Below are 13,133 nucleotides of genomic sequence, written 5' to 3'. Positions count from 1 at the left end.
ATCAGAGACGATCGGCCGCCGCCATGAGGCGCGTCAGAGTCCGGTCCCGGCCGAGAACCTCCAGGGACTCGAAGAGTGGCAGACCGACGGTCCGGCCCGTCGTCGCGACCCGGACGGGTGCCTGCGTCTTCCCGAGCTTCAGCCCGCGCTCGGCGCCGATCGCCTCAAGCCGCTCCTTCAGGACGGACGCCTCCCACGGGGCGTCGGTGTAAGCATCAATCGTCGCGATGAGGAGGTCGGCGCTGCCCTCCTTCATCGCTTTCGACCACGAATCTGTGTCGGAGACCGGGTTGTCGAGGAACGCGAAATCGACCATAGAGACGATCTCGCTAAGCACCGTGACACGTGTCTGCGCCAACTCGGCGAGAGCCGTGAAGGCGTCGGCGTCGAACGCGTCGGCCGCCCAGGGAACGTCGGCACCCTCGACCCACGGACGGCAGGCCTCGACGAACGCCTCCGGCTCCATCGCCCTGATGTACTCGCCGTTGAACGCGCGCAGTTTCTTCACGTCGAAGAACGCGGGCGAGGGATTGACGTCCGAGAGCCGGAATTCGGCGATGATCTCTTCCCAGGGCACGATCTCGCGGTTCTCTCCGAGGCCCCAGCCGAGCAGCATGAGGTAGTTCCGCATCGCTTCCGGCAGGTAGCCCTCGTCCCGGAAGTCCTCCAGTGCTACCCGGTCTCGCCGTTTCGAGAGTTTCTGTCGCCTCTCGTTCACCAGTACGGGTGCGTGCGCCCATACCGGAGGCTCATGGCCGAGCGCGTCCCACAGCAGCTGCTGCTTCGGCGTGTTCGGCAGATGCTCCTCAGCCCGGATGACATGGGTGATTCCCATGAGGATGTCGTCGACCACATTGGCGAGCAGGAAGGTCGCCGAACCGTCGCCGCGCGCGATGACGAAGTCCTCCAGCAGCGCGTTCTCGAACGTCGGCTTGCCGCGCACCAAGTCGACGACGACGGTCTCCCCAGTGTCGGGCGTCCGGAACCGCACGGCTCCCTCGGTGAGTCCGCGGTCACGGCAGAACCCGTCGTATCCCTTGTTCGAGTCCCCGGTCCGCGCGATCACATCGTCCCGTGTGCACTGGCATCGATAGGCGAGACCCTTGGCGGTGAGGTTCTGGACGGCTTCCCGGTGCTTCCCGGCGTTCGCTGACTGGAAGTACGGCCCCTCGTACTCCTCAGGCCCCATCCCGAGCCAGGCCATCGCCTCCATGATCGAGTCGATCCCGGCCTGCGTGTTGCGCTCCGCGTCGGTGTCCTCGATCCGAAGTACCATCACCCCGCCGGCTTGCTTGGCCACCACCCAGTTGAACAGGGCGGACCGGGCGTTCCCGACATGGAACATCCCCGTGGGCGAAGGCGCAATGCGCGTGCGAACAGCGGATTCTGACACGAGTCCGATCCTAGCCCGGCCCGCCGCGAGCCACGCGGCATTTACTGCGCACCTTGCCCGAATCCGATCACACGCAGGGCCGATGCCCACCAAGACCACTGTCGCCAAGGCGCTCGCCTACATCCTCAACGACCGCGGAGAGCTCCTGGTCATCCGCCACGTCGAGTACCCCAGCGAGGAGGTGGGCCTCCAGGTCCCGGGCGGCACCATCCGCCCGGGCGAATGCCCTGCGGATGCCGCCGTCCGTGAGGTCACTCAGCCGTTCATGCCGATACGGCCTCCGGAGCCGCCGAGGCGGGGGTGCGCGCGGCCACCAGGACCGGCCGTTCGACGAGGCGCACGCTGGCCCGCTCGCCCAGGGCGAACCGGGCGGCGTCGTGCCCGGGCAGGTCCGCGACGATCTCCGTGCCGTCGCCGAGGCGCAGGAGCAGCCGTACGGACGCTCCGCGGAAGGAGGAGGTGACGATCAGCGCGTCCCCGTCATCGGCGGGGGTGACCAGCACGGTCTCCGGGCGCACCAGCACGTCCACCTCGGACGTGGCGGGACGGTCGCCGTGCACGGGGAGCCGCTGCCCGGCCACCTCGACGAGGTCGCCGGAGAGCCGTCCGGGCAGGTGGTTCATGGTGCCCACGAATTCGGCCACGAACGGCGTCGCCGGGCGGTCGTAGATCTCCGCCGGGGGCCCGGACTGCTCCAGCCGTCCCGCGCGCAGCACCGCGACGTGGTCGGCGACCGAGAGGGCCTCCTCCTGGTCGTGGGTGACGAAGATCGCGGTGATGCCGAGCGAGAGCTGCAGCCGCCGGATCTCCTCGCGCAGCGTGACCCGCACCTTGGCGTCCAGCGCGGACAGCGGCTCGTCCAGCAGCAGCACCCGGGGCTCCAGCGCCAGCGCCCGGGCGAGCGCGACGCGCTGCTGCTGGCCGCCGGAGAGCTGGTGCGGGTAGCGGTCGCCCTGCGAGGGCAGGCCGACCAGCTCCAGCAGTTCGGCCGCGCGGGCGTGCCGCTTGGCCGCGGGCACCTTGCGCACCCGCATCCCGAACGCCACGTTGTCGCGGGCGTTCAGGTTGGGGAACAGGCTGTAGGACTGGAAGACCATGCCCGCGTCGCGGCGGTTGGCCGGGACGCGCGTGATGTCCTCGCCGTCGACGAGCACGGCTCCCTGGTCGGGGGTCTCGAAGCCCGCGACGCAGCGCAGCGCGGTCGTCTTGCCGCACCCGGACGGCCCGAGCAGGGCGATCAGCTCGCCCGGCGCGACCGTCAGATCCAGGCCGTCGAGGGCGACGGTGGTGCCGAAGGTACGGCGCAGCCCCCGGAACTCCACCTGAGCCCCGTTCACGATCGACTCCTTCTGGTTCCCGCGGTTGAGAGGACGAGCAGCAGCAGCCACGTGAGCAGCAGGCTGAAGATGGACACCGCGACCGACAGCTGGGGGTTCGCGCCGGAGACCGTGACGATCCACACCGAGAACGGCTGGAAGCCCAGCAGTCGCGCGATCGTGTACTCGCCGAGCACGAGGGCGAGGGTGAGGAAGGACGCGCTGGCGAGGCCGGACTTGAGGTTGGGGACGATGACCCGCAGCAGCACGACCGGCCAGGACGCGCCGCAGTTGCGCGCGGCCTCTACCAGCGTGCGGACGTCCATCGCGCCGAGCCCCGCGTCCAGCGCCCGGTAGACGAACGGCAGCGCCAGCACGGCGTAGGCGATGACCAGCACGACCGGGAACGTGGGGTTCTGGATCGCGAAGATCGTCTGGTAGAACGGCGTGGCCGCCAGGTAGTCGGGTCCCCAGCTCAGCACCGTGCTGATCCCGGCGACGAACGTGATCGGCGGGACGACCAGCGGCAGCGTGCACAGCACTTCGAGCACCGGCCGCAGCCGGGGCACGCTGAGCCGCACGGCCAGCATGGCGGGCAGCGTGAGCACCAGCACGAGGACGATCGTCGCCACCGCCAGCCCGAGCGAGAGCAGCAGGCTCTGCGCGAAGCCCTCGGCGGTGAAGATCTCCCCGTAGGCGTCGAGGGTGAAGCCCGCCACGGGGTCGTTCACGGTGAACACGAAGGACGCGAGCAGCGGCGTCACGAAGTACAGCGCGGCGACGACGAGGACGACGCCCCGCCAGATGCTCGCGCGCCGGGAACCGCCGCCGCGCGGGCGCCGGGCGGGCGCCTCGACGTCGGGGAGGGCGGCCGGGGTCAGCGCAGCCATCGCGCGCTCCTGCGCTGAAGCGGAAGGTAGATCGCCATGACGATGCCGGCGATCACGACCATGTCCAGGCTGAGAGCCAGGGCGACGTTCTCATGGCCGATCAGCACGTTGCCGCCCAGCGCGTCGGCGATCTGCAGCGTCACCAGCGGGACGACCGTGCCGACCATGGCGGCGGCGGTCGCGTAGGCGGCGAAGGCGCCGCCGAACAGCAGGACCACCCCGCCGAGCAGGGTCGGGGTGAGCACCGGGATGCCGATGTAGCGCCAGAACTGCCAAGCGGTGGCGCCGTTGTTCTGCGCCGCCTCGCGCCACTGCGGCCGCAGCCCGTCCAGGGCGGGGACGATGACCAGCACCATCAGCGGCACCGAGAAGTACAGGTACACCAGGGCCAGGCCCCAGAAGCTGTACAGGTTCCAGCCCAGGTCGCCGAGGCCGAGGCGCGTGGTGAGCACACCGGAGTTGCCGAGCGTCGCGATCCAGGCGAAGGCCAGCGGCACGCCGCCGAAGTTGGCGAGCACGCCCGAGGCCGTCAGCACGGCCTCGCGCAGGGCGCGGAACCGCGAGGTGACCACGGCCTGGGCGAGGAAGGTGCCGAGCACGGCTCCGGCGACCGCGACGAGCACGGACAGCTTCACGCTGCTGAGCATCGCCGTGAGGTACGCGCCCTGGAGCGACTCGGTGAGGTTGGCCACGCTGAGGGAGCCGCCCGCAGTGAGCGCCCCGCCGAGCAGGGCGGCCGCGGGGATGCCGAAGGCCAGGCCGACGAACACCAGCAGGGGCAGCGCCCCGGTCCAGCCGGCGGAGCGGGCCGTGGCCCTGCCGCCGCCCCCGCCCCGCTTCTTCAGGGGGAGGGGGGCGGGGGCCGTCGAGGTCGTCTCAACCATGTGGGAGGGAGTGCCGGGCCGTCAGCCGGAGACCGCGGCGCCCCAGCCGGAGGCCAGGACTTCCTTGGCCTTGGTGACCTGATCGGGGGTCGGGAAGGTGGGCGTTCCGTCGACCTTGGGGAGCTTCTCGACCAGCGCCGCGTCGGCGGTGCCGTCGGTCTGCATCGCGGGCAGCAGGACGGCGCGCGCGTACCCCTTCAGGTAGAGGTTCTGGCCCTCGGGGCTGTAGATGAACTCCTCCCACAGCCGCGCGGCGGCCGGGTGCGGGGCCCACTTGTTGATCGCCTGGGCGTAGAAGTTGGCGTACTTGCCGTCGGAGGGGACGGTGACCTTCCAGTCGACGCCCTTGGCGGCGAACTGGTCGGTGTAGCCGGCGTTGAGGTAGTCCCAGTCGATGCTGATCGAGGTCTCGCCGTTCTGCACGGTCGCCGGGGTCGACTCGACGGGGTTGTAGTTGCCGGCCGCCTTGAGCTTCTTGAAGAAGTCGAGGCCGGGCTGGATGTCGTCGAAGGAGCCGCCGTTGGCGAGCGCGGCGGCGTACACGCCGGCGAACGCCGAGCCCGACTTGGTCGGGTTGCCGTTCATCGCGACCTTGCCCTTGTACTCGGGCTTGAGCAGGTCGGCGAAGGTCTCCGGGCAGGTCTTGATGCGCTTGGCGTCGCAGCCGATGGAGACGTAGCCTCCGTAGTCGTTGTACCAGGTCCCCGCGGCGTCCTTTTGGCCCTCGGGGATCTTGTCCCAGGTCTGCACCTTGTACGGCGCGTAGAGGCCTTCCTGGCTGCCGCTGAGCGCGAACGCCGTGCCGACGTCGAGCACGTCGGGGGCGCGGTCCTGGCCCTTGCGGGTCTTGACGGCGTTGATCTCGTCGGAGCTGGAACCGTCGGGGTTCTCGCTGTTGATCTTGATGCCGTACTTGTCGCCGAACGCCTTGATGATCTCCCCGTAGTTCGCCCAGTCCGGCGGCAGGGCGATGACGTTGAGCTGGCCTTCCTTCTTGGCCGCCTCGACGAGCTTGTCGAAGCCGCCGAGGTCGGCCGCGGAGGTCGCGGTCGCGGCGGAGTTGCCGCCGGCCGAGGTGGAGGCTCCGGTCTCGGCGCCTGTGGTGGGCGCGGAGCCGCAGGCCGCGGCGAAAGAAGTGGCGACGGTAAGGACGGCGGCGAGGCCGGCGATACGCGCTCGTGATGAGTGCACTCTTGCTCCCACTTTCGGAGGTTGTGGGAAGAAGATAGGGGGGCCGGGACAACGGCTCGCGTCTACTCTCCTACGCGTGGGTGTCTTTGTGTGAACAGGCGGTGACGTATCCGATCGCACCTTTTCACGATCGAGGCGCCAGGACAGTGGCCTGGTGGTGAGGTCTTTCCGGGGTGTGCTGATTTGCCCTCGGGACTCTGGGAACGTATGTTCGAAGTAGCACCACCCGTCTTCCCCCGGGTGCTCCAAGTTCCAGAGGCCCAGGGAGAAGAAGCGCCATTGAGCAGAATCTACGGCGATCCCATCGAGGTGTGGACGCGCGACGGCGAGCCCGCCCGTTTCGTCTGGCGTGACCGTCTCTACGTCGTCCGCCGCACCCTCGACCACTGGGTGACCTCCCGCGAGTGGTGGAAGATCTCCGAGGCCGACCCCGGTGAGCGCCGGTTCTGGCGGGTGGAGGCGAGCCCCGGCAAGGACGTCGGCACCTATGAGCTGCGCTTCGACACCGCCAGCGGCGGCTGGCTGATGCTCAGGGCGTGGGACTGATGTTCCCCCACCTCCACGTCGCGTCCGCCTACTCCCTGCGGTACGGGTCGGCGTTCCCGGCCGCTCTGGCCGTGCGCGCCGCCGAGCACGAGATGGACGTCCTCGCGCTGACCGACCGCGACGGCATGTACGGCGCGGTCAAGCACGTCCAGGCGTGCGCCGGGGCCGGGATCGCGCCCGTCGTCGGCGTCGACCTCGCTCTCGGCGAGCCCGGCGGCGGACTGCACGGCGACAGGCACAGCGACAGGCACAGCGACCGGCACGGCGACGACGGCGACCGGATCACCGTCCTGGCCAGGTCCGGCGGGTGGGCGCACCTGTGCCGGCTCACCACCGCCGCCCACCACGCGGGGGAGCGGGGCGAGCCCCGGGTGACCCGCGAGCTGGTCGGACAGCATGCCGGGGAGCTGCTGGTCATGCTCGGCCCCCGCTCCGACGTCGGCCGGGCGGTGGCCGCGCGCCGGGACGAGCACGCCCGCGCGCTGCTCGCCGCCTGGCGGGCCGTCGTCCCCGACGTCGTGGTCGAGGTCGTCGACCAGTTCGGCCACCGGGACGCGAGCACGGCCGCGCGCATGCTCGCTCTGGCCGAGTCGGCGGGTGTGCCGTCCGTGCTGACCAACGCCGTCCGCCACCTGGAGCCGGGGGACTACCGGGTAGGCGACGTGCTGGACGCCGCGCGCAAGCTCGTCCCCCTGCACCCGCGCCACCTGGAGCATTCCGCCTCGCACGCCTACCTCAAGAGCGGCAAGGAGATGTGGCACGTGGCCCTGCGCGTCTGCGGCGGCGACCGGGGACGGGCGACGCGGCTGCTCGCCCGCACACGGGAGGCCGCCGGGCGGTGCGTGCTGGACCCGCTGGAAGTGCTCGCGCTGCGCGGCGGGCGCGAGCGGCTTCACCTGCCGGAGGTCGACGGCGATCCGGTCCCGCTGCTGCGCCGCCGGTGCGAGGACGGCCTGGCGGCCCGGGGGCTGGAACGGTCCAGCGAGGCGCGTGAGCGGCTGGAGGACGAGCTGCGCGTCATCGAGCACAAGCAGTTGTCCGGATATTTCATTGTTGTTTCTGACATAACGGACATGATCCGCGCGATGGGCGTGCGCTGCGCGATCCGCGGCTCGGGCGCCGGCAGCCTGGTCAACTACCTCATCCGCATCGGCGAGGTGAACCCCCTCGACCACGGCCTGCTGATGGAGCGCTTCCTGTCCGAGGGCCGCGAGGGCCTGCCCGACATCGACGTGGACGTCGAGTCCGCGCGCCGCCTCGACTGCTACCGCGCGATCCTCCAGCGGTACGGCGAAAGCCGCGTGGCCTGCGTCTCCATGATGGAGACCTACCGCGCCCGCAGCGCGATCCGCGACGTCGGAGCCGCCATGGGCCTGCCGCCCCACGAGATCGACGTCATCGCCAAGGCGTTCCCGCACATCCGGGCCAAGCAGATCCGCGCGGCCCTGTCCGACCTGCCCGAACTGCGCGACAGCGGCCTCGGCGCCCACGCCCTGGGCACGATGTTCGAGCTCGCCGAGAAGCTGGACGGGCTGCCCCGGCACATCGCCCTGCATCCGTGCGGCGTGCTCGTCGGCAACTCCGGGCTGCGCGACCGCACCCCCGTCGAGCGCAGCCTGCTGGAGTTCCCGATGAGCCAGTTCGACAAGGACGACGTCGAGGAGGCCGGGCTGCTGAAGCTCGACGTGCTCGGCGTGCGCATGCAGTCCGCCATGGCCTACGCCCTCGGCGAGATCAAGCGGGTGGACGGCGAGGACGTCGACCTCGACCGGGGCGTCCCCCACGACGACCGCGCGACCTACGACATGATCCGCACCGGGCACACGCTCGGCTGCTTCCAGATCGAGTCGCCCGGCCAGCGCGAGCTGGTGGCCAAGCTGGAGCCGCGCACGATCCACGACCTCATCGTCGACATCTCCCTGTTCCGCCCGGGACCGGTCAACTCCGACATGGTCACCCCCTACCTGGAGGCCCGGCACGGCTGGCGCGCGCCGCGCTACCCGCACCCGAAGCTCAGGCCCGCCCTGCGCGAGACCCACGGCGTGGTGATCTTCCACGAGCAGGTCCTGAAGATCGTCGACGCCATGACCGGCTGCGGCCTGTCGGAGGCCGAGAAGATCCGTCGCAAGCTCTCCACGCCCGAGGGCCGCGACGAGGCCCGCGCGTGGTGGGAGGACCGCGTGCTCCCCGAGTTCGACCGCGCGACCACCGACCGCGCCTGGCAGGTGCTCGACGCGTTCGGCTCGTTCGGGTTCTGCAAGGCGCACGCGGCGGCGTTCGCCCTGCCCACCTACCAGTCGGCGTGGCTGAAGCGCCACCACGCGGCCGCGTTCTTCGCCGGGGTGCTCACCCACGAACCGGGCATGTACCCCAACCGGGTCATCCTGGACGAGGCCCGCCAGTGCGGGGTCGCCGTCCTGCCGCTGGACGTCAACGCCTCCGGCCGGCAGTGGCTCGTCGAACGCTGCCCCCCGCCCCCGCCGCCGACCGGCGTCCCGCCCGAGCAGGACCCTCCGCGGCGCGTCGGCGAGGGGTACGGCCTGCGGGTGCCGTTCTCGTCGGTCAAAGGCATCAGCGAGGCCGAGGTCGAACGCATGGTCGCCGGACAGCCCTACACCTCGCTGGCCGACTTCTGGGAACGCGCCCGCCCGTCCCGGCCCGTCGCCGAGCGCGTCGTCCAGGTCGGCGGCGTCGACGCGCTGCACGGCCTGCACCCGGGCGGCCCGCGCTGGCGTCCGGGCGAGCTGACCCGGCGCGACCTGCTCGCCCAGGTCGGCGTCCTGGAACGGACCTCCGCCACGGGCGTGCGGACCAGGTCCAGCGCCCGGCGGAGCGCGGCGCGGCGCGGCGAGACCGAACGCGGCTGGACGCGCCCGGGGACCTCACCGGACGCTCCGGCCACTCCGGACCCTGTGAACGCGGCCGCCTCCGCCGTGCAGATCCCGATGGGCTTCACCGAGCACATCACGCCCGGAGAGCTGCCGGAGATGACCGCGGCCGAGGCCGTGCAGGCCGAGCTGGAGATCCTCGGCATGGACGTCAGCCACCACATCATCGCCTTCCACGAGGACCTGCTCGCCGCTATCGGCGTCGTCAGGGCCGGCGAACTGCTCACGATGCGCAACGGCGCCGAGATCCTCGTCGCCGGGGTGAAGGTCGCCACCCAGACCCCGGCGGTGCGCTCCGGCCAGCGCGTGATCTTCACCACCCTGGACGACGCGACCGGCCCGATCGACCTCACGTTCTTCGAGTCGGTGCAGGGCCACTGCGCCGCCACGCTCTTCGGGTCGTGGCTGCTGGTCGCCCGGGGCGTCGTCCGGCGGGTCGGCGCGCGCGCCGTGTCCCTGCGCGCCCTGGACTGCTGGAACCTCGTCGAGCTCGACGAGATCTGGCGCACCGAGGGCATCGGCGCGGTACGGGCGGTGCTGGACACCGTCCCGCGTGACCGGGGCGGCGTCGGAGGGCGCCGCGTGGAGTACGGCAACGGCTACCGGATCTCGCCGTACGCCGACATCGGCCCCGCGGGCGGCGTGCTGACGGCGCCGCGCAGGCTGTGGCACGCCAGCCCGGGCAGCTCGGGACCGCCGCCGTCTGTGCCTATTGCCGCGCCTCCGGCACGGCGGGTTCGGGGCGCCCCTTAGGCGGTGTTCTTCCGTCGTCACTCGGAAGGGGCTCGTCCCTCACCCCTTCCTCCCTCCTCCTCCAGAACACCGCCGCACCCCGAACAGCTCAGTCCTGGGCGGGGTAGGTGTGGCGGGGGAGCGAGCGCAGGGCGGGCAGCAGCTTCAGGCGGGGCGCGATGCCCGAGGGGCGCGCGCTCATGCGCGCCCCGGTGATCTCCCGCACCGTCGCCGCGCACAGCAGGGCGGCCAGCACCGCGACCGCGAGCTCCGGCACACCGAGCCCGGTGAGGTCCTTGCCCTGGGGGGAGTGCGTCACGGGCAGCCGGGCGAGGATGAGGAACACGAAGCCCAGCCAGCTCGCCCACCAGCCCGCGACCAGCACGAGCCACGTCTTGCGCCGCCCCTCGCGCAGCCCCGCGTCCTCCCGCAGGGCGTGCAGCAGCAGCGCGGGGGCCGCCAGGTTCAGCACGGGCACGAACCAGGCGATGCCGATCATCCCCGGCGTGGCGCCGGCCTGCCGCAGCCAGGCGAAGTACGAGCAGCCCGCCGCGACCGTCGTCGCGGCCACCAGCAGGATCAGCACGGCGAACCACGTAACCGCGCCGGTGACGGCGGCGGCGCCCGGGGCGTGCGGATCGTTGCCCAGCGCCGCCATCTGCCGTGCGAGCGTCTTGCCCCGGGCCTCCTCGAAGACGACCAGGCATGTCAGGGTGGCGATCTGGGCCGCGAGCGCCAGGTAGACGCCGACCGCCGCTCTGCTCACTGAGGATCTGGCATAGCGCATGTTGTCTCCCCCCGGCATGCGCCATTAGTCGTGTTCGCTCTGCGACGTAGCGCGACGCCTGACTCACTCCTATCCACGAGATCCCCGCGCTAATCGGCGAGCCGAGGGGAAGATCCGGGACACGCGCGAGATGATCTGAGGTTCGCCCAGGTACGACGGCGGCGACCTGAAGGGACGGCCACGGGCACCGCGATCACACCGCGACGCCAGAGATGATCCGGCTAGACACTTGGGTGGTGCAGGGTTGGATCGCCACGGACGCCGAAGCGCTCGCACAGATGGGCATCCCTGTAGGAGAGACGTCCGTCGAGATCCCAGACAGGATCATTCAGTTCTTCAGAGAGCAGGGTCGTGACTCCCATAACGGATGAAGAGTCGAGGGATTGCTCGCCGGCTTCGAGCGTGAAGCATATCCACACGCGGGCTTCGCCAACGATGGCACCGTGTTACGTTCGTTATACCGTTCCACACGAAATGCTCCTGATATGGGAATAACCTCTTGACCGAGTTTGCCTGGCTGGTCGGGTGGATGCCGAGGAGCGTTGGGTGCCGGAGTTCGAGACGCTGCAAGCAGGAGACCCGCAGCAGGTAGGCCCCTACCGGATCCAGGCACGGCTGGGCGCGGGGGGGGATGGGCCGGGTCTATCTGGGTCGGTCGAGGAGCGGCCGGGCGGTGGCGGTGAAGGTGATCCGCGCGGATCTGGCCGATAACCGGGATTTCCGGCGCCGGTTCGCCCGTGAGGTAGCCCTGGCTCGTGCCGTGAGCGGTTTCTTCACTGCGGCGGTGGTCGATGCCGACCCGGACGGGTCACCGCCGTGGATGGCGACCGCTTATGTGCCGGGGATGTCATTAGATGACGCGGTGAAGGAGTACGGGCCGTGGTCAGAGGCGTCGGTGCTGGCTCTGGGGGTGGGGTTGGCCGAGGCGCTGGAGTCGATCCACGCGGCCAAGGTGGTGCACCGGGACCTGAAACCATCGAATGTGCTGCTGGCCGCCGACGGACCCCGGGTGATCGATTTCGGCATCTCCGTGGCCACCGAGGGCAGCAGGCTGACCCAGACCGGCATGGCCGTGGGCACGCCCGGGTTCATGTCCCCGGAGCAGATGACGGGTGCGCCCGTGGGGCCGGCCAGTGATGTGTTCTGCCTGGGGGCGGTACTGGCGTTCACCGCGACTGGAACTGGGCCGTTTGGGAGGGGATCCTGGCAGGGCCTGTGGTATCGCACCGTGAACGAGGAACCCGACCTTACGGCGCTTTCTCCCAAGCTTCGAGCCGTGGTGGCCCGGTGCCTGGCCAAACAGCCCGGGCACCGCCCCACCGTGGCAGCCCTGCTGGACGAATTGACCGAGAGCGTGGGAGACGGGCGGACCATCGCCGAGGTGTTCACACAAACCATCTGGCTACCCGAACCCGTAGCACAGGCCGTACGCACGCGCATCGCCCCACCATGGGTGACTGCGACCCCGATCGCGCCTGCCCCAACGGGCACTGTGTCGACGCCCATCACCACTGAACAGCCCGATCCACAGCCGGGATCTTCGGCTCAGCCAACGGCCCCAGTATCCAGCGATAGTTCGCAGGCGCAGCAGGCACCTACCGTTGCCGGTACACCGGGCCATGCGGCCCAGCCGAGCATGCCCGGAAGCGGCGTTCCTGGGCAGGTGACGGTTCTCGACCTCGGCGTGCCACATTCGCCTGAAAGCCGTCCCGCAGATATACCCCGCAGACGGGCCCTGATCGCCCTCGCAACTATTGGAGCCGCCGCCGTCGGCTTCACCGGTTGGCAGCTCCTTGGTGACAAACGACAGCCCGGGTCCTCCACCACCGGCGACAGACGACAACTCTGGTCCTTCACCACCGGCGACGCCGTGTCCTCGGACCCGGCGGTCACCGACGGAGTGGTCTACGTCGGCAGCTACGACAAGAATCTGTATGCCGTGGATGCCGCCACAGGCCGCAAACGCTGGTCCTTCACCACCGGCAGCATCGTGGACTCGAACGCGGCGGTTGCCGACGGAGTGGTCTACATCGGCAGCAAAGACAAGAATCTGTATGCCGTGGATGCCGCCACCGGGCGGCAACGCTGGTCCTTCACCACTGGCGACGGAGTGTTCTCGTCCCCGGCGGTTGCCGACGGAGTGGTCTACGTCGCCAGCTTCGACAAGAATCTGTATGCCGTGGATGCCGCCACAGGCCGCAAACGCTGGTCCTTCACCACCGGCAGCGCCGTGGCCTCGTCCCCGGCGGTTGCCGACGGAGTGGTCTACGTCGGCAGCAGCGACAAGAATCTGTATGCCGTGGATGCCGCCACAGGCCGCAAACGCTGGTCCTTCACCACCGGCAACGGTGTGGACTCGGCCCCGGCCGTCGCCGACGGAGTCGTCTACGTCGGCAGCCACGACGGGAAACTGTATGCCGTGGATGCCGCCACAGGCCGCAAACGCTGGTCCTTCACCACCGGCAACGGTGTGGACTCGGCCCCGGCCGTCGCCGACGGAGTCGTC

The 13,133-nt window shown here is 70.3% G+C and carries 9 protein-coding genes and 1 pseudogene; 4 read left to right on the top strand and 6 right to left on the bottom strand.

Going from position 1 to position 13,133, the window contains the following annotated elements:
* Position 1: 1 nt before the first annotated feature.
* The gene (gene gltX / locus AB0H21_RS31565) at positions 2-1,393 is read right to left on the bottom strand and encodes a glutamate--tRNA ligase (protein WP_358524227.1); all 1,392 of its coding nucleotides are present in this window, start codon (positions 1,391-1,393) and stop codon (positions 2-4) included.
* On the opposite strand from gltX, the pseudogene AB0H21_RS31560 reads away from it, so the two are divergent.
* Positions 1,365-1,586 (top strand): annotated as a pseudogene (locus AB0H21_RS31560) (hypothetical protein); the annotation flags it as partial. The gene gltX and the pseudogene AB0H21_RS31560 sit on opposite strands and share 29 nt — an antisense overlap.
* 70 nt (positions 1,587-1,656) lie before the next feature.
* Here the strand turns inward: AB0H21_RS31560 and AB0H21_RS31555 are convergent.
* Genes AB0H21_RS31555 through AB0H21_RS31540 form a run of 4 tightly spaced genes read right to left on the bottom strand, consistent with a single transcriptional unit; the run spans position 1,657 to position 5,674 of the window.
* Positions 1,657-2,730 (bottom strand): ABC transporter ATP-binding protein, encoded by a 1,074-nt coding sequence (locus AB0H21_RS31555; protein ID WP_358523937.1) that lies wholly within the window; start codon positions 2,728-2,730, stop codon positions 1,657-1,659.
* Entirely contained in the window at positions 2,727-3,599 is an 873-nt protein-coding gene (locus tag AB0H21_RS31550) for an ABC transporter permease subunit (protein WP_358523934.1), read from the bottom strand. Before AB0H21_RS31550 ends, AB0H21_RS31555 begins: the two co-directional genes overlap by 4 nt.
* A complete protein-coding gene (locus AB0H21_RS31545) occupies positions 3,587-4,483 on the bottom strand; it encodes an ABC transporter permease (RefSeq protein ID WP_358523932.1) in 897 nt (298 codons plus the stop codon). The genes AB0H21_RS31550 and AB0H21_RS31545 overlap by 13 nt, the downstream gene beginning before the upstream one ends.
* Positions 4,484-4,504: 21 nt before the next feature.
* On the bottom strand, positions 4,505-5,674 hold the full coding sequence (locus AB0H21_RS31540; protein ID WP_358523930.1) for an ABC transporter substrate-binding protein: 1,170 nt from the start codon (positions 5,672-5,674) through the stop codon (positions 4,505-4,507).
* A gap of 279 nt (positions 5,675-5,953) precedes the next feature.
* On the opposite strand from AB0H21_RS31540, the gene AB0H21_RS31535 reads away from it, so the two are divergent.
* A complete protein-coding gene (locus AB0H21_RS31535; RefSeq protein ID WP_358523928.1) occupies positions 5,954-6,220 on the top strand; it encodes a DUF6504 family protein in 267 nt (88 codons plus the stop codon).
* Complete coding sequence (dnaE, locus tag AB0H21_RS31530) at positions 6,220-9,861, top strand: DNA polymerase III subunit alpha (protein WP_358524224.1); 3,642 nt, start codon at positions 6,220-6,222, stop codon at positions 9,859-9,861. The genes AB0H21_RS31535 and dnaE overlap by 1 nt, the downstream gene beginning before the upstream one ends.
* 88 nt (positions 9,862-9,949) lie before the next feature.
* Here the strand turns inward: dnaE and AB0H21_RS31525 are convergent, their stop codons facing one another.
* Positions 9,950-10,627 (bottom strand): hypothetical protein, encoded by a 678-nt coding sequence (locus AB0H21_RS31525; RefSeq protein WP_358523926.1) that lies wholly within the window; start codon positions 10,625-10,627, stop codon positions 9,950-9,952.
* Positions 10,628-11,258: 631 nt separating this feature from the next.
* Here AB0H21_RS31525 and AB0H21_RS31520 point away from each other — a divergent pair.
* A partial coding sequence (locus AB0H21_RS31520; RefSeq protein ID WP_358523923.1) for a PQQ-binding-like beta-propeller repeat protein occupies positions 11,259-13,133 on the top strand: 1,875 nt, incomplete at its 3' end.

Source organism: Sphaerisporangium sp. NPDC051011 (assembly GCF_040653595.1).
Classification (GTDB): Bacteria; Actinomycetota; Actinomycetes; order Streptosporangiales; family Streptosporangiaceae; genus Sphaerisporangium.
The sequence above is the reverse complement of the archived record's forward strand: the minus strand, read 5'-3'. Positions and strand labels throughout refer to the sequence as shown.